This window comes from Bacillus sp. RE35 (genome assembly GCF_052146655.1).
Lineage (GTDB): Bacteria > Bacillota > Bacilli > Bacillales > Bacillaceae_G > Bacillus_A > Bacillus_A cereus.
The window spans coordinates 2834266-2858251 of record NZ_CP197377.1; the positions used below are offsets into that span (position 1 = coordinate 2834266).

Below are 23986 nucleotides of genomic sequence, written 5' to 3' on the forward strand. Positions count from 1 at the left end.
TTATTTCCTCCTTTTTAAAGTGAAACCCAATGATCCCTATGGATGACTTCATAACTATGTCTCTCGCCTCTTACTTGAATATCTTGGCTTTGCATACCTTTTACATCTCTTAGTTCCTCTGCACTATATGTGCATTGTCCTTTTCCTATTACGCGCCCTTGTTGCGTTACAACCTCTACAACTTCACCCACTTGGAAAAATCCTGATACATTCGTAACACCAGCTGGAAGTAAACTCTTACCATGCTGAATGATGGCAGTAGCTGCCCCAGCATCTACTTCAATTTGTCCGCTAACAAGCGAATGTAAGGCAATCCATTGCTTGTTCATCTTCATTTCTTTTTGAGGAGCATTACCAACATACGTTCCATCACCCTTACCCTTCAAAACATCTACAAACTTTTCCTGTCCACGTCCTGTTCCGATAAATACACTCACACCAAGAGAGAGCGCTGTCTTTGCAGCGTCGATTTTTGATTTCATACCGCCAGTCCCAAGTTTTGAGCCAGCATCTCCTGCAAGAGAAGAAATTTCTTCCGTAACTTCAGGAAGAAAATAATATTTTTTTGCATCCGGATTTTTCTGAGGATTTTTGTCATATAACCCGTTCACATCCGTAAAGATCATAAGCATATCCGCCGAAACAAGCCCGCTTACTAAAGCTGACAGCATATCATTATCACCGAACGTCAGCTCCTCTAAAGAGATGGAATCATTTTCATTAATAATTGGAAGAGCGGAGCGGTTTAATAATTCTCCTAACGTAGCGTAAGCATTACTATATTGTTCTTTTCTAGAAAAATCACTCCTCGTCAGCAAAAGTTGCGCAGTAACGATGCCATATTTACGGAATTCCTCCGTGTACGCCTGCATTAACAAACTTTGTCCGACAGCTGCTGCAGCCTGTTTCCCTTTAATCGTTACAGGTCTGCTAGGATATCCTAGCGCTGAAAAACCTGCAGCGACGGCTCCAGATGTAATTAACACAACCTCGTGCCCCTCTTCTTTCAACCGAGCCAATGCGGCAACGTGATCTGAAAGCTGTTCTGTAGAGATGCCTCCGTGACTATCTGCCAAGGAACTACTCCCAATCTTTACAACAACTCGTTGTTTTTTCACTTTTTTATCCCCCAAGTCTAAAATCAAAGTTTTTTATAAATTACACTTCATTCACTTTGTAACTATATCTATTCTCATCAATGCTGCAATGAGGTATTTAAGAGCAAAATAAAAATGACCGCTTCGCCCTTAATAAAATAAAAAGGACGAAACGGTCATTGTTCCGCGGTACCACCTTAATTGATATACATAGATATCCACTTGGTGCCTATAACGCAGGCGAACGCCTAAACTTTCATTTAAGACTCAGGGATAGGTTCGATATATTCTATACGAGGAATCTTTCAGCCGGTGAATTCCACTCTCTTTCGCAAGAAGACATATGTACTAATTCCCTTCAACGATTTTCAATCTAATTTTTTTATATTATGCGATATAGTTCGATTCGGTGTCAAGAGGTATTTTTAAAAATAAATAGAGCCGCAAGTTATTTGTATGAAATTATCGCCCTACTGAATGAAAATACAAAATGATATAAGTTTAACTCATATTCATAAACATAAAACCTTACATTATAGTGTATATATTTACATAATGTCGAATATAATTAATTTTTATCTTTTAGTGTTGCAAAAAGGAATATATTCTCTTAGAATGTTTCTTTATATTGCACAGGGATGTTATTCTTATTCTAAGAAAATAATATCAAACCGATATAATTGATTATAAAAGGAGCAAGATTGAGTTATTATGGATAAACAAATTGGATTCATCGGTTGCGGAAATATGGGAATGGCTATGATTGGCGGAATGATAAACAAAAATATAGTGTCTTCAAATCAAATTATTTGTTCAGATTTAAACACTGCTAATTTAAAAAATGCTAGTGAAAAATATGGGCTAACTACAACTACCGACAACAATGAAGTAGCTAAAAATGCTGATATTTTAATTTTATCAATCAAACCAGACCTATACGCGTCAATAATTAATGAAATAAAAGAAATAATCAAAAACGATGCTATCATCGTTACGATCGCTGCTGGGAAAAGTATTGAAAGTACTGAAAATGCCTTTAATAAAAAAGTAAAGGTTGTAAGGGTAATGCCTAATACTCCTGCTCTTGTTGGAGAAGGAATGTCTGCATTATGCCCGAATGAAATGGTGACAGAAAAAGATTTAGAAGATGTACTAAACATTTTCAATAGTTTTGGTCAAACAGAGATCGTAAGTGAAAAATTAATGGATGTTGTCACATCCGTAAGTGGTTCTTCACCAGCTTATGTATATATGATTATAGAAGCGATGGCAGATGCTGCTGTACTAGATGGTATGCCAAGAAATCAAGCATATAAATTCGCTGCTCAAGCTGTGTTAGGCTCTGCAAAAATGGTACTAGAAACAGGAATACATCCAGGTGAATTGAAAGATATGGTTTGTTCTCCTGGCGGAACGACAATAGAAGCTGTAGCAACATTGGAGGAAAAAGGACTGAGAACAGCGATTATTTCAGCTATGCAGCGTTGTACGCAAAAGTCTGTTGAACTATCTGGTCAAACTAAAAAGTAAAACTGTAAAAGAGATCGCGTTAGCTATGAATTCATATGAATTTAATTAGAAATTCACTACATGATAAACGGCCAAACTCATATATAATTGAGTTTGGTCGTTTCAGTTTTAATTATATTAAAATAATTTCATTCAAATCTTCTTTACAGGTTCTGTTTTATCCCTTACCTATTCCCTACTATGATTGTGTAATTTTATTAGAAACTAATAATTTTTCAATGCACTTCGGTAACATATCTAATAGCGTTTCAAATGCGTAGTTTACATCTAGACGTTCTGTCCATTGATGTGCATCTTTTCCTACCGGCCCCATATTTAATACTGGAACATCAAACTCTTCTAATTCCTGAAGCGGAATTGAATAACCTTTATCCCATAATGGCATATTGTCTACAAGCGAACTCATTGAATCCAGTGGATACTGCAAGCCTACATAACTTAAATCTGAAATCCCCCCAAAATAATTTTGGTTTTCAAATGTAATTTTATGATTGTAGTGTGCATACTTTTCCATTTCTACAACTACCTCTTTTATTAAAGGATTGTTGCGTGAACTCACAGCTGGATAGTACGGCGGAGCGAAGAAAAGTACAATCATCGGTGCCTTTTCTTTACATAAAATCGCTAATTTATCTACTAAATCAATGGTTACCGCACGATCATCTTTATCTCCTCTATTTTTTATAATATTAGATTGAATATGATTTATTTTTTCTCGTCCATGTTGCTCAATTGCATATGTGATAAGCTCTTCATAAGTTAATACATTTACTTTGAGATTAGGTGGTATAAATGGATTATATTTAGAAAAACGATATGCATGTTTTTCATACGACTCTTCTATTTTCTCTGCTACTTTCGTTACTTTTTGACGTAACAATGAAACTACATCTGTCATTGATTTTTCTAATAAAAACAAATTAAATAATGTAACTGCACGATGCGGAATTTGTACAGAATAATCCTCTTTTAAGTCCCTTTGAAGTAAGTTAGTTGGCGGAGGACTCGCTTCCCCTTCTACAATATCACAAAGGTCTGTGTTTAACTCTAATTCTGCTGTTATTAATGAAGCCATATAACTCCCATTTAACCCTGCAAAAGGTTCACCTACATGTGTCTCTTTTCCGTAGCAAAGAAAACCAGGTAACACTTTACCAATAGAGCCAGTGTAAATATACTTATTTTGGTCACCAGGATGTCTTGAAAACATAGGCTCTGAGTTTAGTACCGTTTTATACTCTAAATCATGTTCTCTTGCTAACTCTAGTAATCTTGGAACAGCAGCTCTCATCCCTACAGAGTTTACTTCTTCATCTGGTACAGCCAATAAAAGAACATTCCCATCAAATCTTTCTTCGCAAGCTTGCTCAATCATTGCCATTTGTAATGCGAGGCCGCATTTCATATCCATTGTTCCTCTACCAAACAGCCATTCTCCATGTTCTATATCTTCACGTACATGGTCTGGAAGTTCATCTTTATGAGAATAAAACATAGATGTTAACTTTTTAGGATTAAATGCATCTTCTTTCCACATTCCGTAATCTTGTACATCTACAACATCAAAGTGACTTACTAGAATTACAGTATTTTTTGTACTATCGCTTTTCTTTACTAGTGCTGTAACAAAATATCGTCCGTCCCCTGTCGGATTTTTTTGCAAATGGTGCGGGTTTTGTTTGAAATACTGTAAGTCAGATAATTGTTCCACAACAAAGTCTGGCAATATTACTTCAGCTTCTGAACCGGTAATACTAGGAATTTCAACAAGACTGCTTAATAATTGAACCAATTGTTCTTTTGATTGCCACTTTGACATATAAATCCCCCTATTTTCCGCATTATGAAAACTAATTCCAGTATATGAATAAAAAATGACGACAGCTATCAAAATTATAGTTCTGATGTACTGCCGATTTTTATTGATATTTCATGAGCCGCTTGTTTTACCTTGCTAATAAGAAAAGATAGTCGATCATCATTAATACGATGACTAATTAACCCAACACTTAATGCTCCTACTACTTTATGATTAAATCCGATAATAGGTGCAGCTACTGAAGCTGTCCCTTCTGTTTTTTCACCATAACTGACAGCATATCCTTCATTTTTTATTTGCTTTATTTGATTAAGAAGAATTTGCTTTTGTTCTGGTAATGAAGGAAGTAAATACTCTACAATATGTTCCATTTCATTCGTTTTCATATTGGCAAGCATCGTTTTATTTGCAGCACCAATTGAAAGTGGAATTTGTTCTCCTAGATTATCGATAACTCGAATTTTTAAAGGACTATCAATTCTTTCAATGATAATAGAATGTGTTCCGTTTGGAATATTCAAATAGACACTTTCTTCCACTTCAGAAGCCAAACGTTTCATCACTTCTCTCGCAACAGATCTATAGTCTACCTTCTCCAATTGACGCAACCCTATTTCCATCCACATTGGTCCAATTTTGTACTGTTTTGTCTCTGTAATTTGTGTAACTAACCCATGCTCCATTAGAGAGTTAAGTAATCTATGTACTGTACTAACCGGGAGATGTGTTCCATCAGCTATATCAGAAATAGCCCAATACTCTTTTTCATTTGTAGAATTCAATAATTTAATAATACTTATCGCTCGATCAATGGACTGTACCATAACTCGCCTCAACTTTACTCGTAATATGTTAGTACGCTTAATTAACTATCAATTTAGCAAACATTCGAAATGAAATCAATCTATTTATTTAATTTTCTAACAATAAAAACATATCACTAACAACGAATTGAAAACGCAAACAAAAAAATATTGACTTTTCTTTTTAATTATCTGAAAATTATAACAAGATTTCACATCACGGAATACATTCCATAATACGGAAAAACATCAAACGTTATTCTATCAACTACGAAAGTGAGGAAAACAATGGCGCAAGTAAGCAATACAAACAATGAATTAAAACGTACGATGAAAAGTAGACACTTATTCATGATTGCACTCGGTGGTGTGATTGGAACCGGGTTATTTAACGGATCTGGCTTTATTATAAGTCAGGCTGGACCTGGTGGATCCGTACTTGCCTTTATTGCTGGTGGATTATTAATGTATTTCGTTATGCTATGTCTTGGTGAACTTGCTGTAGCCATGCCTGTTTCAGGTTCTTTTCAGGAATATGCTACTAAATTCATCAATCCTGCAACTGGCTTTACAATCGGATGGTTGTATTGGTTAAGCTGGGCGAATACGACCGGTCTTGAATTTACAACTGCCGGTATTACAATGCAGCGCTGGTTTCCTGATATTCCTGTTTGGGTTTGGTGTTTAATATTTGGCGTTACCATCTTCACTATTAACGCATTATCTGCTCGTAGTTATGCAGAAACAGAATTTTGGTTTTCAAGTATAAAAGTATCTGCCATTATAGCTTTTATAATTCTTGGTGGCGCCGCTATGTTCGGTTTTATTGATTTAAAAGGCGATGAACCAGCTCCACTTCTTTCAAATTTCGTAAATCATGGTGGTTTATTTCCGAATGGACTTGCAGCTATTCTATTAACAATGGTTACAGTCAATTATTCCTTCCAAGGTACAGAGCTTGTCGGAATCGCAGCAGGTGAAAGTGAAGATCCAGCAAAAACTTTACCTCGTTCTATTAGAAATATTATATGGCGCACAATGTTTTTCTTCGTCTTAGCAATCTTTGTTCTTGTTGCTTTAATTCCTTGGGAAGAAGCTGGATTAACAAAGAGTCCATTCGTTGCTGTTTTTGATAATATCGGTATTCCATATGCAGCTGATATTATGAACTTTGTTATTCTTACTGCTGTTCTTTCTGTCGCAAACTCAGGACTATACGCTGCTACTCGAATGCTTTGGTCTTTATCAAAAAACGAAATGGCTCCAGCATTTTTAAAGAAATTATCATCACGTGGGATTCCTCTCAACGCTTTAATCATGACAATAGCTATTTCTGCTTTTTCTCTTTTGACAAGTGTAGTAGCTGCTGAAACTGTTTACTTGTGGCTCATTTCAATTTCCGGAGTCATTACCATTATTGTTTGGATGTCAATTTGTGTTTCTCAATTCTTTTTCCGCAAACATTATTTAGCAGACGGCGGAAAATTAGAAGACTTAAAATTTAAAACGCCACTTTATCCACTCGTACCAATTCTTGGTTTTGGATTGTATGGCATTATATTAATCAGTCTTATTTTTATCCCAGAACAACGACTTGGAATCTATTGCACTGTCCCATTTATCATCTTTTGCTACACTTACTATCACTTTAAAGTTAAGAAAAGAAATTCTACTAACACTCATAGTGAAACTAAAATTAGCGAGACTTCGTAATATTTGACTATACATAAAAGACTACACATGGCGTTTCACTTCATGTGTGGTCTTTTTTCATCATTTTAATATGATTTCATCTGAATTTAATGAATATATCCCCTTTCCTACAAAAGTAGTAGAGTGTTCATTTAAACACTTACTACCTCAGTGGGATTTATCACATTTCAATATAATAGCAAATAGGTATATCGGATATAGATGTACATTACTAGGCTTATACATATTTCAACTTTAGAATTATATTCACTATTCAATTGGTAGTTACCAATAAAGAAAGAAAGGAATGATCATAATAATACAGAACATATACGAAACTCATTTACATGTAAGAAATTTAGAGAAGGCAATAAATTTCTATCAAAACAAGCTAGGATTAACGTTAGCAAGAAAACTCTCCAAAAGAAGAGTGGCTTTCTTTTGGGTCGGAGAAAATAAACAACAAATGCTTGGACTATGGGAAGTACATAACATTGAAGACTTTGAGCCGAGACATTTTGCTTTTGGTGTAAATTTAGAGTTTTTAATGACTTCTAAAGCGTGGTTAGAGGAACGTGGAATAGCAGTGATAGGAAGTCAAGGAACAGGAAATCAAGAGCCAATTGTCCAAAGGTGGGTGCCTGCTGCAAGTGTATACTTTCTAGATTGTGATGGAAACAAATTAGAATTCATTTCTATGCTACATGAGAATCCAGATGAATTAGAATATGCGTCCTATTTAAGTGTATGGAATGCGGAACACCAAGAAAAATGAATGGAATTTTCGTTCAAGTCTTTTCTTATTTTTGGATATAATGTTGTACGATCCCCCCTTTTACTATGAATTTGTTAACATAATGCATTTACTGTCATCTTATATTTGTACTTACGTACGAGCAATTCCTAATCTGCTTCAATTACAATTTGAATTATGTAAATTTTCCTCTTATCTGGCATCTACTCTTTAAACACAAACTCCCCTTAAATCGAAAATGATTAAGGGGAGTTTTATATACGATGCAATTATAGTTCAGATTTCACTCGAACAGAAACATTATTTTTAATTATATTTTTGACATCTTTAAAGCTAACAAAATTGTTACTTTTCTCATCCCAAAGACGGAAACGTAGTGATTGTAAGCTTGTAGCAAGCGTAATCGTTGGTACATTTTTTAACGGAAGCGTATTATTGTGTGCCTCTTCTAGTTTATAGTTAGGTACCCTTGGGCTTAAATGGTGAACATGATGGAATCCAATATTACCAGTTAAGAATTGCAAAATTTTAGGAAGCTTATAAAAAGAACTTCCTTCCACTGCCGCTTTCACATATTCCCAATCTTTATCCTCTTCAAAATAAGAATCCTCAAATGTGTGCTGTACGTAAAACAGCCAAATCCCTACTGAACCTGCTATTAAGAATATAGTACCATGTACTAACAGAAACGATTGCCACCCAATTGCCCAGCAAAGTATAGCTACTACAGCAACAATTATAATATTCGTCAAATAAGTATTCATACGTTCTTTCTGCCTTGCACCTTTTCGGTTAAATCTATTTTTAAGCAAGAAAACATAAATCGGACCTAATCCAAACATAACGAATGGATTGCGATATAAGCGATATGCTAAACGAAGTCTAAATGGTGCAGCTACATATTCATCAACTGTAAGCGTCCAAATATCCCCTGTACCCCTCTTATCCAAATTACCACTCGTAGCGTGGTGAATAGAATGTTCATGCCCCCACTGATCAAATGGGAATAATGTTAAAACACCCATACACGTTCCAACTATTCTATTTGCACGTCGACTTTTAAAGAACGAATAATGGGTGCAATCATGAAAAATAATGAAAATTCTTGTCATAAATCCAGCGGCTAACAGTGCTGGAACTAATGTTAACCAATAAGAAACTGACAAACTTTTATAAGCAAGGTACCATAAAATAATAAATGGCACGATTGTGTTGATCAGTTGCCAAACACTTTTTTTAATCGTTGATTTTTCAAAAGGAGCAACTTGTTTTTTTAAATTTTTAGTATTTTCTAAGGTCATTGTTCTAATTCCTTTCCTTTTTGTTGCTAATTCATATTATAGCACACTATTAGTATCAGGTGTTAAAAGTAGCTATAATAAATATTATATACTATGAAAATCTCTTTTTTCTTACTCATTACTTACAAATTACTTACGCCCAAAATAGCTTCTATAATTGGACAGGCGGAGTATTTTATTTATAAAAGAAACTTCGAATTTTTCCAATAAGTACATAAAAAAACAGCAAGTTTTTTCACAAGAAGAAAAAAGCTGCGATAAGTCAGTTTCACCGACTTATCGCAGCTCCTCTTCGTTTTACCTTATTTTATCGATGAAGCCACACTGCACCTGCAGACTTGTCTTCAGCTTGGCCTACCACTTCAAACTTCAGTCCTAGTTTCGGTAACTTACGTCCTGCATCAGGAATAATGCTGTTGATGTATTGCTTAGAATCATCAAATTTTGCCACTCCTGGTAATCCTTTATAATCGAAGATACCGCGAGTTGGTGAATTTACTTTCCATGCTGGTGTTTGATCAAATGAGAATGCCGCATCGGCAATTTGGTAACGCGTACTGCTCTTCACAGTAGGTTGTCCGTTTAATGTCCCTACAATTGCCTCTGGATGAGAATCTACTACTCCTAAGAACCCTTCACCTGGATGAACGCCTACCCAGTTATCTGTAAAGCTTTGATCCGCATACCATACAACCATTCCTGTATTAAATACTGGGCCACGTGCATGTTGTAACGCAGTGTCAGAACCAGCGTAATTTCTCCACTCTACATAGTAATTATGTTTTTTCTGTTCAAATCCGTTAGACACAGTAAAGCCTTTTAACGTCATTGCTGGCTGACCTTCTGCATCATCAGAGAAAACAACTTTTCCATCTACAGTTAATGCTGCATTATCTAACGCAAACCCTTTATAAGCTACTGCAATATCTGTTAAGTACTCAAATTGCAGTTTTACTTTTTTTCCTTTGAATTGGCTTAAATCGTATGATTTATCAACCCACTTACCATCAGTTGTATCCGCGCCGCCTTTTACATCTTTTTCGCCCATTCTATCAATGCGTGTCTTCGTTCCATCTTCTGCAATCGCATATACGTCAAGGAAATCATACTTCGCTTCAAGTTCGTAAAATGCCTTATAATCGAACTTAGCATCCTTTGCATTTGTTAAGTCAAATACTGGTGTCTCAAGTGTTGTATGAATGTCATTTCCTTTTGTACTGTAATAGAACTTCTTACCAAACGCTGATTCGATATTTTTTATATCTTTGTCCGGCAAGTTAACACGAACGATTCCAGGTCGTTTAGATTTTGTAGTACTTTGATCTACATATGTCGCAACACCGATTCCTTTGCTAAGTTTGTCATAATCTACTTCAAGGATATTCGCCCAGTTCCCCTTCATATTCTTTTGGAAAAATTCTTTATTTTGTGGTGAGAAACTCGTTGGCTCTGTTCCTGCAATTTTTCCAGCCCAGCTACCACCACTCATAATAGACCATGACTCAACAGGTTCACCTTGTCCTGAGTACTTTGTATCATATTCATCTGGTAAGCCTAAATCATGGCCATACTCATGTGCAAACACACCAACTGCCCCGTCTTCAGGCTCGATTGTATAATCATATGCAGCCATCTTTCCGCCCCAGTTCGAAACAGAAGATTTCGTGCCATCAATTGCATATGGTTTTGAACCTAGTTTTGAACGATGTGACCAAATCGCATCATCTTTCAATTTACCGCCGCCAGCTTCTTGACCAACGCCAGCATGTACAACCATTAAATGATCAATAATGCCATCTGGCTCATTTTTATTTCCATCACCATCTTGATCGTATTGATCAAATTGGTCATAGTCTGCTAAATTGATTCCTTTTGCTACCGCTGCTTTTAATGCTTCTTTCACAAAATCTTTTGGTCCTAAAGGCCCCTTGTTATCATGCCCAGTACCCGCGTCAGCACCATAATCTGATGCTTTTCCTGGAACAGTAAGCCATTCTGTTACAGTCCCATCAACTGTGTAGCTACCACCAGATTGTTCTTCATAATATTGCTTAAATGTGTTAATCTTCGATCCATCAAATAAAGTAAATGGTTCATCACCAAATAACATTTTTTGATAATGTTCACGATTAAAGTCTTTAGAATACATGTATCCTGGCTCTTGATCAATATTGTTATGCTTAAAATCGCTAAATTCTACAAGTAAAACAAGTACTTTATCTTTTCGAACAGCTCCATTGTATTCTTCTTGCTTCGCTGATGTAGTAGGTACTTTTCCATTTAATTTCCCAGGGTTCAATGCTGCACCTTGTCCAGCTACTGGGCCTACTTCAGGCTGCTGCGCCTGTTCATTTTCCTTCATTTTTGCATCTTTTACTTTTTTCATAAAATCAGAAGCTTCTTGCGTAAGACTATCTCCTGTTAAAATTTCTTTCCCAGGGTTTTCCCCTTTCTTTTTCTCAACATATTTTTCGACAGCCTTTGACGTCTCAGCTTGCGATGCAGATTGATCAATTACCCCCCGTTGTTTTAGCGCTTCAGCCAAGCGCTCCTCCGGTATTAAGTGCTCATCTATTGGTAGAGATGATGTTGGTGTCTCAGCATGCGCTGCGTGACCTCCAAAAGCAAACGTACTACTTAGTACTGCTGCTGTTGTTAATACCGCTAATGGTTTTAATTTCTTTTTCTTTTTCAATGTATTTCCTCCCCAGTGTCTGCAAATTATCGTTTTTTGCCGATAACAACATAATATTCGTTATAATACGAATATTCAATCTTTTTCAACAAATAAAATGTTGAGAAATATTTTTTATGAAGGGTGAAATACATACGATAGAAAAACAAACTCACCTATAAATAACAGTGAACTTTTTTAGTAAAAATAAGAATTAAATATTCTCTATACTATTTAATCTATGGGTTACCATATTACTCACTATTCTCATTATTACAAGCTAATAGTGGTTCGTACATCATTATAGCGTGATTCTCTGTTACATATTGATCTTCTATTAACTGTTTCTGTAGATTATATACTTTACGTTGAATCACATTATGTCGTATATAACCGCCCCAGTATGCAGGTTGAATTGAGTGTTCTTTCTCATACACTTCATATTGATAAAGTTGCGGATAGACTGTTCTCCATTCACCAACTAAATGTTCATCTGTCATATAAAGGTGAAGTTGATACGGTTGGTCCGTTTCATTTTTAATTTGTAAATCCAAATAGTTATAGGAACAAGTCGCCCCACTCCCAAACGGTTGAGTTCGCCTAGAATCAGGAAAGACATCAAAGCTATGACGATATCGTTCGGTTACTGTCAGTGGTGTATGTAAAGTCATCCAATATATTAAATTCGAAAGCTGACAAAGACCTCCTCCAATACCTGTTTGAAAAGATCCGTAGTGTAATACCATACCTTCTACATACCCTTTTTTCTTCGTTGGCTTACCTATTAAACGCCAGTAAGAAAATGTTTCTCCCGGTCTAATGACGATATCATTTAGTTTTTTAACAGCAATTTTCAAATTAACAACCTTATTCTGTTGATACCACATATCTACATCTTTGAGCTTACGAAGTAATATCGTTTGGTGCTGAATTGCTGTACAAGGTAGCTTTTCTTGTTGGAACCTTTTTGCATATGTTTTTCCGTCTGCTAACCACTGAATGTACCTCTTTGTAGAGTAATACCACTTCCCTAGCATAATGCGATACTTAGACCGCTGTTTAGGACGTAAGTGCACTATATTCATTTTATTCCCTCTCTCTTTCTTCAACTAAATTCTAATATATTTCTAATTCAATAAACTACAGTTTTCTTAGCTGCATAATAATTTTCGCAAAAAAAATAATAAATTTACTCTAGTGGAGATTTTATTTTGATGATTGCTTTATAATTATATAAAACTGCGCTGAAATACAATAAATTGAAATAAATACATTATAAATATAACGGATAACCTTAAATAAAAAATAATGAAAATTAAAGAAATTCTAAAGTATTAATATATTTTTCGTAAATATTAATTGATAACACATTAGACTTTACTATATGTATAAATTCTCTATTCTACAAAACGAAATTTTTTAATGTAAGAAAAAATATAACTCCCCTTTCACATTTATACAAGTCTCATCTGGAAAACTTTCCAAAACAATCCGAACCCTTATATTTAGAATAAACACAAAAAATTGCCACCAGTTAGCTTAACTGGTTGGCAATTTTTTAACGAGAATGCTTTACAAATAGTTGAATTGCTTCTTCTGGTACATAGCACTTTCCATTACTCTCTACAATAATACTTCCTAATTCATACCCTTTACCATTGATACGAATTATATTTTTGTTACCAAATAATTGTGCTTCTACTTTATTACGTTTTACTACGAGTAACGGGTTTGCTCCTTCGGTTTTGTCGGCTGTTACAGTTGCACCGATTTTCTTAAAGGCTTGTTCACTCTCTAAAAATATTTTATTCGTTACTTCTTCTAAGTTAAAGCCCATCGCTTTCGCCATCGTCTTCGCAATGTCTGTATTTTGGATTAAGCCTTCTGGTTTTTGAGGTCCATAAGAATGTAAAAATACATCCTCACCTGTATGTCCTCCTGTCGTAAAGCCGATATTTGCATGATTAGCCAATAATGTAGTAAGAATTCGTCCTACATCCATTTTCTTTTTTGCCGCTTTTAATTTTTCTTTTTCATCATGAGTTAGATTATCCAAACCGTATAGTTTAGCTACATCTTCTACATTTGATAAATCAGATTTCAGTTTATTTATAGTTCCTTCAAGTGTCATTTTCGCCTTTTTCAATGAATCAATGTATGCAGAAACCGGTGTAGTATTGTATCCTTTTGTCGTATTTCTATTCCCTATAGAGATACCGCTGTTACCATGATCAGTTAAAGCTATGAGCATCGTATCCCCATCTTTCTTTGCAAATTGTAACGCCTTTGCTACCGCTTCATCAAATGCCAATACATCACTAATCATCCCAATTGGATCATTAGCATGGGCTGCCCAATCAGGCTTACTACCTTCTATGAATAAAAAGAAGCCATCTTTATCTTTTGATAATGTTTGAATTGCTTTTTCTGTCATTTGAGAAAGTGTTGGTTGTTCTGGGTTTGTTGCTATACGATCCATATCAAACGCAAGAGCATGATGTGAGAAAGAGCCCCAAATTTTATTAGATTTGGAGTTCAATAACGCATCTTTCGTTTCAACGAAATCGTATCCTTTGTCTTGAATCACCTTCACTAAATTTTCACCATCTTTTCGGATTCCATTACTTTGCATAGGTAGCAGCGCTGCTTTTCCCCCGCCTAATACGACATCTATATTTTGATATACTTGCTGCTTCGCAATTACGTCAAATTGCTTGCGATTGACATGGTGAGCCGAGAATCCCGCCGGAGTAGCATGCTGAATTTCAGATGTAGCAACAATTCCAGTTGCACGACCAGTACGTTTTGCCCCCTCTAATACGTTTGCGACCGGCCGTAACTTGTCCTCTTCTTTTATTGGCTCTAAGCTAGGCGAACTTACAATAGAAGGTAATACACCTACATATCCTGAATTTGATTTATTTCCAGTTGCTAATGCTGTTGCTGCTGGCGCTGAGTCTGTAATAGCTGATTCCGCCGAAAACGTACGAACTCCTCCTGTTACAATTTGATCTAACGTAAGCGGTGCCCCTTTATACCAGCGAGCCAATGTTGTCGCCGTTGAACTCGTTCCGTCCATAACCATCATAATTATATTTTTAGGCTGGTGTTCTATTTTTTTCACCTTAGCTTTGGCCGCATGATAATTCATCATACTTTCCGTACTTAATACGCTTACTATTATAGCTGCCACTAATAGCAACTTTTTCATCTTCACACCATAATTCAACATGATTGTTCCTCCATAAACTTTGCATTCATTTTAAATACACACTATTTCCTTTTCCATACCAAAACCTACATATGTTTTATTAGTTCCCAATTCTCATAAAGCTAACAATAGTTACTTTCCCTTTCTTTCCTTTATTAAATATCGGTATGTATCATCTATCTTATAAAAAAGATTTAACATCCTTTTCATTAATTACTTGTTTAACAATAAATCCTCGATCAAAATAAATAAAAATTTATTGTTAAACAATAAATTTCGTGTTAAATTAATAAGATATTAAATAAATGAGGTGCTTTTTATGAAACAAGGATCCACACTCTTTTTAAAGACCGTTGTGATTCTGATCGGAATCCCCGTTCTTGCTATGTGCATTTTTTTAGTCCCTAAAATAGGAGCTTTCGCTGCAGAATTATATCCAGATATTGCATATATTAAATATCTTGTATTTATCAATTTATATGCAACAGCAATACCTTATTACTTCGCACTGTACCAAACATTTAAGCTTTTAAACTATATTGATAAAAATAACGCATTCTCAGAGTTATCTGTTCAAGCTTTAAAAAATATTAAGTACAGCGCATTGGCAATTAGTGTATTATATGTATTAAGTATGCCACTTTTCTATCTCGTGGCAGAGAGAGATGACGCCCCTGGCATTATTATTATCGGAATGATTATGATTTTTGCTTCAATGGTAATCGCGGTCTTTGCTGCCGTTCTCCAAAGACTATTAAAAGATGCTATAGATATAAAATCAGAAAATGATTTAACGGTCTGAGGTGAATAATATGGCAATTATTATTAATATTGATGTAATGTTAGCGAAAAGAAAAATGAGTGTAACAGAGCTTTCGGAGAAGGTTGGAATTACAATGGCTAACCTTTCTATCTTGAAAAATGGAAAAGCAAAAGCAGTCCGTTTTTCAACTTTAGAAGCAATATGTAAAGCATTAGAATGCCAACCGGGGGATATTTTAGAATATCAACCTGAAGATACCGAGTAAAAAGAGTCCTTCATACGAGAAGGACTCTTTTTATTACACATTACGGCGCAAAACTAATTTGACCAGTAAACAATAGGATAATCGCTATGATCCAAAATATAAAAAATGATGAGGACAGTATTAATGAAAGAATAGCAATCCCCTTCTTCTCTGTTTTTTTCGTCATTGTGATTATTGAAAGCATGATCCCTACACCTGTCAGGGCAATTGTAATATAATCTCCAACTATATTACCTGCATTCGCTATCCTTGTTGGCGTTATAAAAACGAATAGAAAACACAAAATGCCGATGAGTAAAGATATATAGCTTATTATACTGTACTTCTTTTTAGGAACTATTTCTGTTTTCATACTAATCCCACCCCTTCTATATAGCTATGAGTTTATATTAGCATGAATAACCATAATTTGGTTATGATAAAAAGCAGATAAAACGGACACTATCACTTTATCTGTCTATTTCTATCTAACAACTAATCTGACTATTTCTTTACTAAAGATATACAATCATTCTTTAATCCACGGCAATTGGTATATAATAGCTCTAAAAAATAAAGACTGTACCTTTAAAATGAAAGATACAGTCTTTATTAATAACTTTTTTTATAAAGAAAACTCTCTATCACTCACTACCTTAAAAAACTCCGAGTAATGTGATAAAGAATAATCCGCTACATCACAATTACCTTGAAACATACATGTTGAAATACCTAATTCTTTTGCAGGTAATAAATCTAATTCTCTATCTCCAATAGCTAAATCAATATTGTATTTTTTATGCAGATGATTATAAGCTAAAGAGTTTGGCTTTCGAGGAAAGCCATCGTCAATTGTAACCATATCTACGAAGTATTTTTCCCAGCCGTAATATTTTAAAATGCCCATAACCCCTTCCCTATGTTTATGGGTCATAATCACATTTTTATTTGCAAATTTCAAAACCTCTTCGACACCTGCAAAAGGTTTCATATCTTTTGGCGTGAATTTCTCCTTCAAAACTTTAATCTTTTCTTCCTGCTCGCATGAAATATTATAATACTGAATTGCATGAGAGTATGATATTTTTAAGTTTTTGTATATTTCTTGTTTTTCTACTGAGTCACCTAATATTTCAGAAAGCATCATTGTATATGCAGGATACGTATCAAATAACGTCCCATCAAAATCCCATAAAATATTCATTCTATTCACCTTCTATTTTCAAATCATTCAATGACTAAATCCGCCCTATCCCTCGGCAATTCCGTTTCTAAGTAATAATCCTCTGCTTTCCAATACCTATTTTCAAATTTTGAAAGGTTTTTCTGTGTCTCCTCACTCTCACGTAGAAACCTTGTCTCTCTTGGACAGTCCAAATAGACCATATAATGAAAGAAATCTCTCCATTCTTTTCGCTGCAGAAAAACTCCTTCAATAACAATTACGCCTACAATAGGAATCTGTACTTTTTCCATTTCACATATATCTGTTTCTTCATGAAAGAAAGGTAATTTCAATTTTGTTTCATGTTGTAGCTTTTGAAAAAATTTCCGCCTTAGCCATTCAATGTCCCATTGTAAATAATAATACTCATACCATTCTTCATATCCAGTATGATATCGTTTATTACGCTCCACTATATGATCATCAATATGGAAAATACGAAACGGAATGCCTTCTTGTTTCATATTTTCTTTTAAATTGGCTACGAATGTTGTTTTTCCAGATCGACTTAAACCATCTATACCTAAAATGAATCTATTTTCCCTATGCTTCTTCATAATCGTTATAAGTTCGTTTGTACTCATTACTTCTTCCACTCTTCTTTTAATAAAGAATATAAAATGGTATCATGAGCAACTCCATTTTGAATCATATGTTTTCGAAGGAATCCTTCTTCTTGAAATCCTGCTTTTATTAATAACTTTTGAGAAGCATTATTTTCTACATATACAATCGCTGCGATTCTTATTAGTTGCAGTATTTCAAATCCGTAAGCTAAAATTGCTTGTAATGCTTCCAATGCATATCCTTGTCCCCAATATGTATCATCTAATTCATAACCAATTTCAGCTCGTTTATGATGATTATTAATTAAATGAAATCCGCACGTTCCGATTAATTGGCCCGTCCCTTTTTTCTCGACTCCCCAGCGAAATACACTGCCCTCTTCATAACGATTTTTGAACGTTTGAATCGTTGTTTTCGCTTGCTCAATATTTTGGAAAGAATCCATTCCGAAATAACGTATAACTGATTCTTTCGAAAAATATTGGAACATCGTTTCTGCATCTAATAGTGTGAGTTCTCTTAAGAATAAACGTTCTGTTTCTAGTTTCGGAAATCCCATCTCTCTTTCTCCCTCTATTCTAATGAACTGCAAATTTCAATATAATTTCCATCTGGATCAGCAATGTAGGCAATTGTTTGTCCCCACGGTTTTACAATTGGCTCCACTAAAATTTTAATACCTTGCTCTCTAAATTGCTCAATCGTTTCTTGTACATTCTCAACAACGAATCCTAACTCGAAATGAGAAGACTGTAATTCACCTTCTGTAAGCGGTAGTCCTGTTAATTCTTTCACATCTTGCCGCGTATTCATCGCTAAAATGGTAGTTCCAGTATTAAATTCAATATATGTGCCGTGCTCTGCTTTTATAGGTAACTGTAAAATATCTTTATAGAACTTTAAACATTCCTCAAACTTTTCTACATATAAAATGATGTACTTCATTTTCAAATTCATTTTACATCCCCCTTTGTATCTATCCCTAAAATTTCGACAAAAGTCTCATAAAAACCTTGTTCCTTGTAGTAATGAGCAAAAAAAAATGAGGCCGATTTCTCGGCCCCCCAGCTTATTGGCATAAAACAGGAGATTTGGTTTGGACATAACCAGTTCGTACTTTTATTATATTTTATTTTTTCTGAATTTTAAATACATTAAACACCTATTTATATTGAGAAAGTTTTTTGCTTGCATAAAATTAAAGATTTTAAGAAATGATACAAATGGAGGTGTATACATATGGAACCAATGCTATGTCCAAGTTGTAAAACGAACCGTACTCGCTTTAATATTCTTGAGCAACAAGTAAAACCAGTCAAAATAAATCCACAAACTGGTCAAGTGGAAGAAGAATACACAAATGAAACGATGAATGCTTTTCATATGGCTTATCAAGGACCTACATACCGTGTCCAATGTGCTGTATGCGGACTTGTTGAAAACCCTGAACAATTTATTAAACCTGCGCAAAATCAGTCTTTCTAATAAAAATATGATTATCCCTTGTAGAAATAGATTTTTCTATAAGGGATTTTTTCGTTTAATACGTTAATTAAAAATGTATTTCTTCCTTATTATATGTTAAATTCCACACCATTTTAGTAATATTTATATAAGGGAGGTGAAACAAATGATTTTAAATAAAAAGATAATGCTTCCATCAACATTTCTACTATTAACTTGTCACATAATCATCTTTTACTTTTGGATTTCCGATTGGAAGAAAATCTCGAGTTCTTACGGTTTAGCTATATGGATACTTTCTACTATTTGTGGTCTTTTACTTTATTTCCTTTATAAAAAACAAAAATCTAATAAAGTGATATTCATTGCTAGTTCGTTATTATTAATTACTTCTTCATTTATGATTTTTTTAGGTATTGTTACTGGTATCATCTTTGTAACTGTTAGTTCTATGCCTTAAATATACAATATTTTATTATATAAAAAATATCCAACAAAACAAGGATATATAGAAATTAAAGAAGATGATTTCCATTCAATTACAACCATCTTCTTTAATAAACCCAATCTTTGTTACAATATTTCATTTTTTAACTTTTTAATCTTCCTAAATAAATTAATAAACGCATATAAATATATACAAACTAAAAACCCAACCATACCTTTATATAATCCTGATTCTGATACTCCAAGAAAACATAAGTAAAACACTGGAATTAACATTACAAACATAATTGCAACGAACTGTATCAATTCAACAAATTTTTGTATCTTCGTTTCTTTGTCTGAATAAATATCAGGTAACTCATTTTCCTCGTCTACTTCTTTACAAAAATAATTCCACTTCGCAAAACTCGTTACATGTTTCCATCCACACATTTCATATATTTCAATATATTCTTTTTGTTTTTCTTTTGAATCTTTATAATCCAGTCTAAAATCCGCTTTATATACTACATCTTTTGGTTCAGTTTTCTTAAACGTATACATTACATTATACTTTTGTAAAGCCCATCCCTTTTGATGCATTTTTCTTAAAAAAGCTTCTTCTTTTTCCAAGCTCCATATCGCAAAAGGTTTGAACATCTTCTTTGTCTCCATCTCTCATTCACTCCCCTAATATACTATTTCCATTCCTTACAGATCTCTGCAATCTGTTATACTCGAGCTCTAACACTTCTCTCCCAAACGGCGTTAACTCATAGCACTTCTTTCTGTCTGTAGAGGCAACTTCAACAATTAACTTCTCTTTTAGTAATTTCGTCGTATTTCCATATAAAGTACCAGGGCCGAGCTTTACTTCCCCATTTGTCATCTCTTCTACCATTTGCATAATTCCGTAGCCATGCAACGGCTTCACGAGTGACAATAATATGTAATATGTCGCCTCAGTTAACGGAATATATTTTTGCGCCTTCGCATTCATTATAACTACCTCCGATACATCGATATATGATATATCGACTCACGATACATCGTATATCGATATTGTATAATTATATTCCAAAATATGCAAGAGTAATTTAATAATTAAATATCCATTTCTTTGAATTAAAAAATCATACCAATTTTCTGAATAATTTGTTAAAATATAGAAATATTAGCTCTTTTATAATGAAAGGAATGGTACATATGATAAATAAATTGAAAGAAAACATCGGATCTGTGTTTGTTGGTAAAGAAAATGTTATTGATCTACTGCTCGTTTCACTTCTTGCTGATGGACATGTACTACTCGAAGACGTGCCTGGTACTGGGAAAACGTTACTGGCGAAAACCATTTCAAAAAGTATTGGTGGTAGTTTTTCTCGCGTTCAATTTACCCCTGATGTACTTCCAAGTGATGTAACAGGTATTGAATACTTCAACCCAAAAACAAGCGAATTCGAATTAAGAATTGGACCAGTTATGACAAACATTTTGCTAGCAGATGAAATTAACCGTGCAATGCCGAGAACGCAGTCGAGTTTGTTAGAAGCGATGGAAGAACGACAAGTGACGCTGGAGAAGCAGTCAACTCCTCTTCCGAAACCGTTCTTTGTTATTGCGACGCAAAACCCAATTGAATCACAAGGGACTTTCCCTCTTCCAGATGCACAGCTTGATCGCTTTTTAATGACGATTTCAATCGGTCATCCAACTCCTAAAGATGAGTTACAAATGATGCGACGTTTTCGGAACGATTTACCATTAGAAAGTGTCACATCTGTCATCTCATTAGAAGATATTTTAGAAGCTCAAAAACGAGTAAAAGAAATATTTGTTTCGGAACCGTTAGAACATTACATTATTAAACTTGCTCATGCTACAAGAAATCATGATTATATCGCTAACGGTGTAAGCCCACGTGCCACATTAGCTTTAGTACGTGCTGTTCAAGCTTTAGCCTTTTTACACGGGAGAGAATATTGCACACCAGAAGATATACAATTGTTAGTTCCTTCTGTTTGGAATCACCGTATCGTCTTATCAATGGAAGGTGCCCTGCGTACGACAAAGAATGATATTATGCAAAGTATTTTAAAAGAAGTTGACGTACCTGTGGAGATTGAACAAGCATGAATGGACAGCGTGTTGTAACTGTGCCTTTATTTTTTCAACTCCATATTATTCAACTAACCGTTCCAATCGCATTACTTTTCACATTCTTTTTCCCGCAACGAATGCTTATGTTTCTCTTTTTCTTCTATTATTTATTTGCGATTTTTATTTATAAATATGTCGCTTTCATAGAGAAGAAGTTTCAAATCATAAATGAGAAACAAACTACACGGATTTTTCCTGAGGAATCTGGACAGTTTTTTATTCATTTAAAAAATGGAGCCAGCATACCAATCGTTAATGGTGTTTGTTACTTTCATTTAAATTCGTCCCTTATACCGCATAAAGAGCAAGGCATTGAACAAATATCAAAAACGTTATTCTCTTTCCCATTTTCACAACCTGCACATTCGGCACAAAAATGGGGGGTAACATTAACCGCCACGAAGCGTGGTGTGTTTCAAATTGAACAATTTGAATGTGTATTAAAAGATCCATTTCATCTATTAACTGTACATTTACCTGTTTTTGATAAATTAAGGACTGAAATTATTGTGTATCCTTCTCCTAAAGAAGTAGCAGGTTTGCAAGAACTTCAGCAACTTTTGAATGGATCTTATCGAACGAATTTTTCTTTTTACAATGATGAAACATCTATTATCGGTGTAAAGCGATATGAGCGTGAGTCTTTCCGCTCTATTCATTGGAAGGCATCTGCTAAAATGCAACAATTACAGGCGAAGCAATATGAACCTGTAAAAAATTATAGTTGGACGATTTGTCTTTCTTTAGCTGCCGATCGTGGATTTGGTTGGAAAGATAATGTAGAAGAACTTATTTCATATGGAACATACATTTTCCAGTATGCAACGAAGCACCACATTCCGTTTGAATTGTTTATTAGTGTATTAGCAGAAGGCGGTGCATTACATGTACCGTTAAATGAAGGACAAACACAATATGCAAAAGCTTTAGAAGAATTAGCCCGTATTTCAGATGATAGTACGTTACTTCCGAAACAAGGATTCCTTCATTATGTAAAGAGAAAAAGAGAACGATCGTCTACAATGATATACATTGGTTTACAAAGAAATGAACTCCCTCTTCTCTCGCAGCCAACGTTTCTCATTACTAGTGAAGGGATGGTGGAACCAGTTGAAAACTTGGCTATATCACATTCATGATTTCATTCTGCTCCTTCTGCTTTCATTATTAACAGAAAGAGATGAACTAATTAGTATTGCAATATTTTTAACAACAGGCTATATTGGAGTATTTCTTATTCATAAATTTATGCAGAAAAAAACAACAGGATTTGTAATACTTTTAGTTCTTCAAATCGTTCTTTTCTCTTTATTTTTACCTTTTTCTCTATTTGGCACAATCATATTACCACTATTTTTCTTTATCGTACATGTGGTCGGACCTGGATATCCAGTTCAAAAATCTTTAGGTGGTATTGTATGGTTTGTCGTTTCAGCTATATTTTATGCACCCTTTCCACCGTTGTGGAAACTATTAATGTTAGCCTTGCATCTTATGATTACATTTTGGTTAACCGGGGCAAATCGCAAACAACAACTATTACGTTTTTCTTCTATCATTACGATTGGCTTAATGAGTATATTAATTGTTCAAGTATTTCCTTTCATTCGACTTATTTTTGGTTTTATAACGGAAGTAGTCGCATTAGGCTTCGGCTATGCTTTAATGCCATTAATTAAAGCAGCGGAATTAAAAGATACTGAAGATGTTTGGGCAAATAAAGGACATCTCTTAAAACCAAAAATTGAAGACGGAAAAAAAATTCCTGATTTTGATCCAATACTCATAAATAGCACTACAATAATAGTCTGTACAGCTATCGCTATTTACGTCGTTTGGAAAATAGTAAAAAAACGAAAACATTTAAGTTTACCAAATATGCCCGCCTTCGAATCTACTATCATTACTGATAAAGAAGGAATGAGCCAAAATCGTTTTAAACGAAATAAACCGCCACATAACGAAATTCGGAAGGAAATTTTTAAGCTAGAGAGTAAGTTAACCCCTCCTTTAAATAGAAAACGGGGAGAAACTGTTGAGGCTTGGCTAGAAAGAATAAACGATGAAGAAGATGTAAATATTCAAAGTGATATTATTATAGATACTTATAATACGGTGCGTTATTCAAATAGTGCAAACACTGTACTTCTACATGAATTTAAGGAAGAGATTCATAAGCTTTATGCATATCAAAAAAGTTTGAAGAAATGAAAGAAATAACGTAACAAAAAGACTCCTATATTCATAGGAGTCTTT

The 23986-nt window shown here is 34.4% G+C and carries 24 protein-coding genes and 1 other annotated feature; of the genes, 10 read left to right on the top strand and 14 right to left on the bottom strand.

Translation table 11 applies throughout. From position 1 onward, the window contains the following. Positions 1-14 precede the first annotated feature (14 nt). The gene (proB, locus tag ACTL4X_RS14720) at positions 15-1118 is read right to left on the bottom strand and encodes a glutamate 5-kinase (RefSeq protein ID WP_000744809.1); all 1104 of its coding nucleotides are present in this window, start codon (positions 1116-1118) and stop codon (positions 15-17) included. A gap of 139 nt (positions 1119-1257) precedes the next feature. After that, positions 1258-1468, bottom strand: a binding site (T-box leader). Positions 1469-1808: 340 nt separating this feature from the next. Between proB and proC the strand changes: the two genes are divergently transcribed. After that, entirely contained in the window at positions 1809-2627 is an 819-nt protein-coding gene (proC, locus tag ACTL4X_RS14725; RefSeq protein ID WP_000360723.1) for a pyrroline-5-carboxylate reductase, read from the top strand. Positions 2628-2805: 178 nt separating this feature from the next. On the opposite strand, the gene ACTL4X_RS14730 is transcribed toward proC, so the two are convergent. After that, positions 2806-4446, bottom strand: a complete 1641-nt coding sequence (locus ACTL4X_RS14730) for a M20/M25/M40 family metallo-hydrolase (RefSeq protein ID WP_000049571.1) — start codon at positions 4444-4446, stop codon at positions 2806-2808. A gap of 74 nt (positions 4447-4520) precedes the next feature. Continuing rightward, positions 4521-5270 (bottom strand): IclR family transcriptional regulator, encoded by a 750-nt coding sequence (locus ACTL4X_RS14735; protein WP_000250758.1) that lies wholly within the window; start codon positions 5268-5270, stop codon positions 4521-4523. Positions 5271-5537: 267 nt separating this feature from the next. On the opposite strand from ACTL4X_RS14735, the gene ACTL4X_RS14740 reads away from it, so the two are divergent. Together ACTL4X_RS14740 and ACTL4X_RS14745 are read left to right on the top strand one after the other, a co-directional pair. Further along, positions 5538-6962, top strand: coding sequence for an amino acid permease (locus ACTL4X_RS14740; protein ID WP_000079991.1), 1425 nt, complete (start codon positions 5538-5540; stop codon positions 6960-6962). Between the two features lie 295 nt (positions 6963-7257). Continuing rightward, positions 7258-7716, top strand: a complete 459-nt coding sequence (locus ACTL4X_RS14745; RefSeq protein WP_031312742.1) for a VOC family protein — start codon at positions 7258-7260, stop codon at positions 7714-7716. Between the two features lie 248 nt (positions 7717-7964). On the opposite strand, the gene ACTL4X_RS14750 is transcribed toward ACTL4X_RS14745, so the two are convergent. The 4 genes from ACTL4X_RS14750 to ACTL4X_RS14765 form a co-directional block, all read right to left on the bottom strand. After that, on the bottom strand, positions 7965-8996 hold the full coding sequence (locus ACTL4X_RS14750; RefSeq protein WP_000171504.1) for a fatty acid desaturase: 1032 nt from the start codon (positions 8994-8996) through the stop codon (positions 7965-7967). Between the two features lie 307 nt (positions 8997-9303). Continuing rightward, on the bottom strand, positions 9304-11691 hold the full coding sequence (locus ACTL4X_RS14755) for an immune inhibitor A domain-containing protein (RefSeq protein ID WP_000727440.1): 2388 nt from the start codon (positions 11689-11691) through the stop codon (positions 9304-9306). Positions 11692-11924: 233 nt separating this feature from the next. Then, positions 11925-12755, bottom strand: coding sequence for a VanW family protein (locus tag ACTL4X_RS14760; protein ID WP_001028241.1), 831 nt, complete (start codon positions 12753-12755; stop codon positions 11925-11927). Between the two features lie 473 nt (positions 12756-13228). After that, positions 13229-14902, bottom strand: coding sequence for an alkaline phosphatase (locus tag ACTL4X_RS14765; protein WP_078386652.1), 1674 nt, complete (start codon positions 14900-14902; stop codon positions 13229-13231). A 298-nt stretch (positions 14903-15200) separates the two neighbouring features. Between ACTL4X_RS14765 and ACTL4X_RS14770 the strand changes: the two genes are divergently transcribed. Both ACTL4X_RS14770 and ACTL4X_RS14775 read left to right on the top strand, forming a co-directional pair. After that, on the top strand, positions 15201-15683 hold the full coding sequence (locus ACTL4X_RS14770; RefSeq protein ID WP_016122723.1) for a DUF2975 domain-containing protein: 483 nt from the start codon (positions 15201-15203) through the stop codon (positions 15681-15683). A 10-nt stretch (positions 15684-15693) separates the two neighbouring features. Then, positions 15694-15909 (top strand): helix-turn-helix domain-containing protein, encoded by a 216-nt coding sequence (locus tag ACTL4X_RS14775; protein ID WP_000974619.1) that lies wholly within the window; start codon positions 15694-15696, stop codon positions 15907-15909. Positions 15910-15949: 40 nt separating this feature from the next. Here the strand turns inward: ACTL4X_RS14775 and ACTL4X_RS14780 are convergent, their stop codons facing one another. The 5 genes from ACTL4X_RS14780 to ACTL4X_RS14800 form a co-directional block, all read right to left on the bottom strand. Further along, positions 15950-16261 carry a hypothetical protein gene (locus ACTL4X_RS14780; RefSeq protein ID WP_000845548.1) on the bottom strand — a complete coding sequence of 104 codons (312 nt, stop codon included), beginning with the start codon at positions 16259-16261 and terminating at the stop codon, positions 15950-15952. Between the two features lie 252 nt (positions 16262-16513). Next, on the bottom strand, positions 16514-17092 hold the full coding sequence (locus tag ACTL4X_RS14785) for an HAD-IA family hydrolase (protein ID WP_001024236.1): 579 nt from the start codon (positions 17090-17092) through the stop codon (positions 16514-16516). Positions 17093-17115: 23 nt separating this feature from the next. Beyond that, the gene (locus ACTL4X_RS14790; RefSeq protein WP_075677222.1) at positions 17116-17697 is read right to left on the bottom strand and encodes a kinase; all 582 of its coding nucleotides are present in this window, start codon (positions 17695-17697) and stop codon (positions 17116-17118) included. Then, positions 17697-18239: a GNAT family N-acetyltransferase gene (locus ACTL4X_RS14795; RefSeq protein ID WP_000506640.1), complete on the bottom strand. Its 543-nt coding sequence runs from the start codon at positions 18237-18239 to the stop codon at positions 17697-17699. The genes ACTL4X_RS14790 and ACTL4X_RS14795 overlap by 1 nt, the downstream gene beginning before the upstream one ends. 14 nt (positions 18240-18253) lie before the next feature. Continuing rightward, positions 18254-18637 (bottom strand): glyoxalase/bleomycin resistance/dioxygenase family protein, encoded by a 384-nt coding sequence (locus tag ACTL4X_RS14800; protein WP_001049849.1) that lies wholly within the window; start codon positions 18635-18637, stop codon positions 18254-18256. Between the two features lie 282 nt (positions 18638-18919). Between ACTL4X_RS14800 and ACTL4X_RS14805 the strand changes: the two genes are divergently transcribed. Both ACTL4X_RS14805 and ACTL4X_RS14810 read left to right on the top strand, forming a co-directional pair. Then, a complete protein-coding gene (locus tag ACTL4X_RS14805) occupies positions 18920-19165 on the top strand; it encodes a hypothetical protein (protein ID WP_000433602.1) in 246 nt (81 codons plus the stop codon). A 145-nt stretch (positions 19166-19310) separates the two neighbouring features. Further along, positions 19311-19604, top strand: a complete 294-nt coding sequence (locus tag ACTL4X_RS14810) for a hypothetical protein (protein WP_000602672.1) — start codon at positions 19311-19313, stop codon at positions 19602-19604. A gap of 113 nt (positions 19605-19717) precedes the next feature. Here the strand turns inward: ACTL4X_RS14810 and ACTL4X_RS14815 are convergent, their stop codons facing one another. Together ACTL4X_RS14815 and ACTL4X_RS14820 are read right to left on the bottom strand one after the other, a co-directional pair. Next, positions 19718-20173, bottom strand: coding sequence for a DUF2812 domain-containing protein (locus ACTL4X_RS14815; protein WP_306292317.1), 456 nt, complete (start codon positions 20171-20173; stop codon positions 19718-19720). A 79-nt stretch (positions 20174-20252) separates the two neighbouring features. Then, positions 20253-20570 (bottom strand): PadR family transcriptional regulator, encoded by a 318-nt coding sequence (locus ACTL4X_RS14820; protein WP_000991882.1) that lies wholly within the window; start codon positions 20568-20570, stop codon positions 20253-20255. A 206-nt stretch (positions 20571-20776) separates the two neighbouring features. Here ACTL4X_RS14820 and ACTL4X_RS14825 point away from each other — a divergent pair, with 206 nt between their 5' ends. Genes ACTL4X_RS14825 through ACTL4X_RS14835 form a run of 3 tightly spaced genes read left to right on the top strand, consistent with a single transcriptional unit; the run spans position 20777 to position 23941 of the window. Further along, entirely contained in the window at positions 20777-21706 is a 930-nt protein-coding gene (locus ACTL4X_RS14825) for an AAA family ATPase (protein WP_000608783.1), read from the top strand. Beyond that, on the top strand, positions 21703-22869 hold the full coding sequence (locus tag ACTL4X_RS14830) for a DUF58 domain-containing protein (protein WP_001014400.1): 1167 nt from the start codon (positions 21703-21705) through the stop codon (positions 22867-22869). The genes ACTL4X_RS14825 and ACTL4X_RS14830 overlap by 4 nt, the downstream gene beginning before the upstream one ends. Continuing rightward, positions 22841-23941, top strand: a complete 1101-nt coding sequence (locus ACTL4X_RS14835; RefSeq protein ID WP_000860488.1) for a DUF4018 domain-containing protein — start codon at positions 22841-22843, stop codon at positions 23939-23941. Before ACTL4X_RS14830 ends, ACTL4X_RS14835 begins: the two co-directional genes overlap by 29 nt. Positions 23942-23986: the final 45 nt, after the last annotated feature.

What these genes read in the sequence shown, in the direction of transcription:
- ACTL4X_RS14770 (WP_016122723.1), top strand. Translation starts at nt 15,201, where the DNA reads ATGAAACAAGGATCCACACTCTTTTTAAAGACCGTTGTGATTCTGATC.
- ACTL4X_RS14780 (WP_000845548.1), bottom strand. Translation starts at nt 16,261, where the DNA reads ATGAAAACAGAAATAGTTCCTAAAAAGAAGTACAGTATAATAAGCTAT.
- ACTL4X_RS14820 (WP_000991882.1), bottom strand. Translation starts at nt 20,570, where the DNA reads ATGAATGCGAAGGCGCAAAAATATATTCCGTTAACTGAGGCGACATAT.
- ACTL4X_RS14825 (WP_000608783.1), top strand. Translation starts at nt 20,777, where the DNA reads ATGATAAATAAATTGAAAGAAAACATCGGATCTGTGTTTGTTGGTAAA.
- ACTL4X_RS14815 (WP_306292317.1), bottom strand. Translation starts at nt 20,173, where the DNA reads ATGCATCAAAAGGGATGGGCTTTACAAAAGTATAATGTAATGTATACG.
- ACTL4X_RS14785 (WP_001024236.1), bottom strand. Translation starts at nt 17,092, where the DNA reads ATGAATATTTTATGGGATTTTGATGGGACGTTATTTGATACGTATCCT.
- ACTL4X_RS14775 (WP_000974619.1), top strand. Translation starts at nt 15,694, where the DNA reads ATGGCAATTATTATTAATATTGATGTAATGTTAGCGAAAAGAAAAATG.
- ACTL4X_RS14800 (WP_001049849.1), bottom strand. Translation starts at nt 18,637, where the DNA reads ATGAATTTGAAAATGAAGTACATCATTTTATATGTAGAAAAGTTTGAG.
- ACTL4X_RS14830 (WP_001014400.1), top strand. Translation starts at nt 21,703, where the DNA reads ATGAATGGACAGCGTGTTGTAACTGTGCCTTTATTTTTTCAACTCCAT.
- ACTL4X_RS14735 (WP_000250758.1), bottom strand. Translation starts at nt 5,270, where the DNA reads ATGGTACAGTCCATTGATCGAGCGATAAGTATTATTAAATTATTGAAT.
- ACTL4X_RS14730 (WP_000049571.1), bottom strand. Translation starts at nt 4,446, where the DNA reads ATGTCAAAGTGGCAATCAAAAGAACAATTGGTTCAATTATTAAGCAGT.
- ACTL4X_RS14740 (WP_000079991.1), top strand. Translation starts at nt 5,538, where the DNA reads ATGGCGCAAGTAAGCAATACAAACAATGAATTAAAACGTACGATGAAA.
- proC (WP_000360723.1), top strand. Translation starts at nt 1,809, where the DNA reads ATGGATAAACAAATTGGATTCATCGGTTGCGGAAATATGGGAATGGCT.
- ACTL4X_RS14750 (WP_000171504.1), bottom strand. Translation starts at nt 8,996, where the DNA reads ATGACCTTAGAAAATACTAAAAATTTAAAAAAACAAGTTGCTCCTTTT.
- ACTL4X_RS14795 (WP_000506640.1), bottom strand. Translation starts at nt 18,239, where the DNA reads ATGGGATTTCCGAAACTAGAAACAGAACGTTTATTCTTAAGAGAACTC.
- ACTL4X_RS14765 (WP_078386652.1), bottom strand. Translation starts at nt 14,902, where the DNA reads ATGTTGAATTATGGTGTGAAGATGAAAAAGTTGCTATTAGTGGCAGCT.
- ACTL4X_RS14790 (WP_075677222.1), bottom strand. Translation starts at nt 17,697, where the DNA reads ATGAGTACAAACGAACTTATAACGATTATGAAGAAGCATAGGGAAAAT.
- ACTL4X_RS14810 (WP_000602672.1), top strand. Translation starts at nt 19,311, where the DNA reads ATGATTTTAAATAAAAAGATAATGCTTCCATCAACATTTCTACTATTA.
- ACTL4X_RS14760 (WP_001028241.1), bottom strand. Translation starts at nt 12,755, where the DNA reads ATGAATATAGTGCACTTACGTCCTAAACAGCGGTCTAAGTATCGCATT.
- ACTL4X_RS14805 (WP_000433602.1), top strand. Translation starts at nt 18,920, where the DNA reads ATGGAACCAATGCTATGTCCAAGTTGTAAAACGAACCGTACTCGCTTT.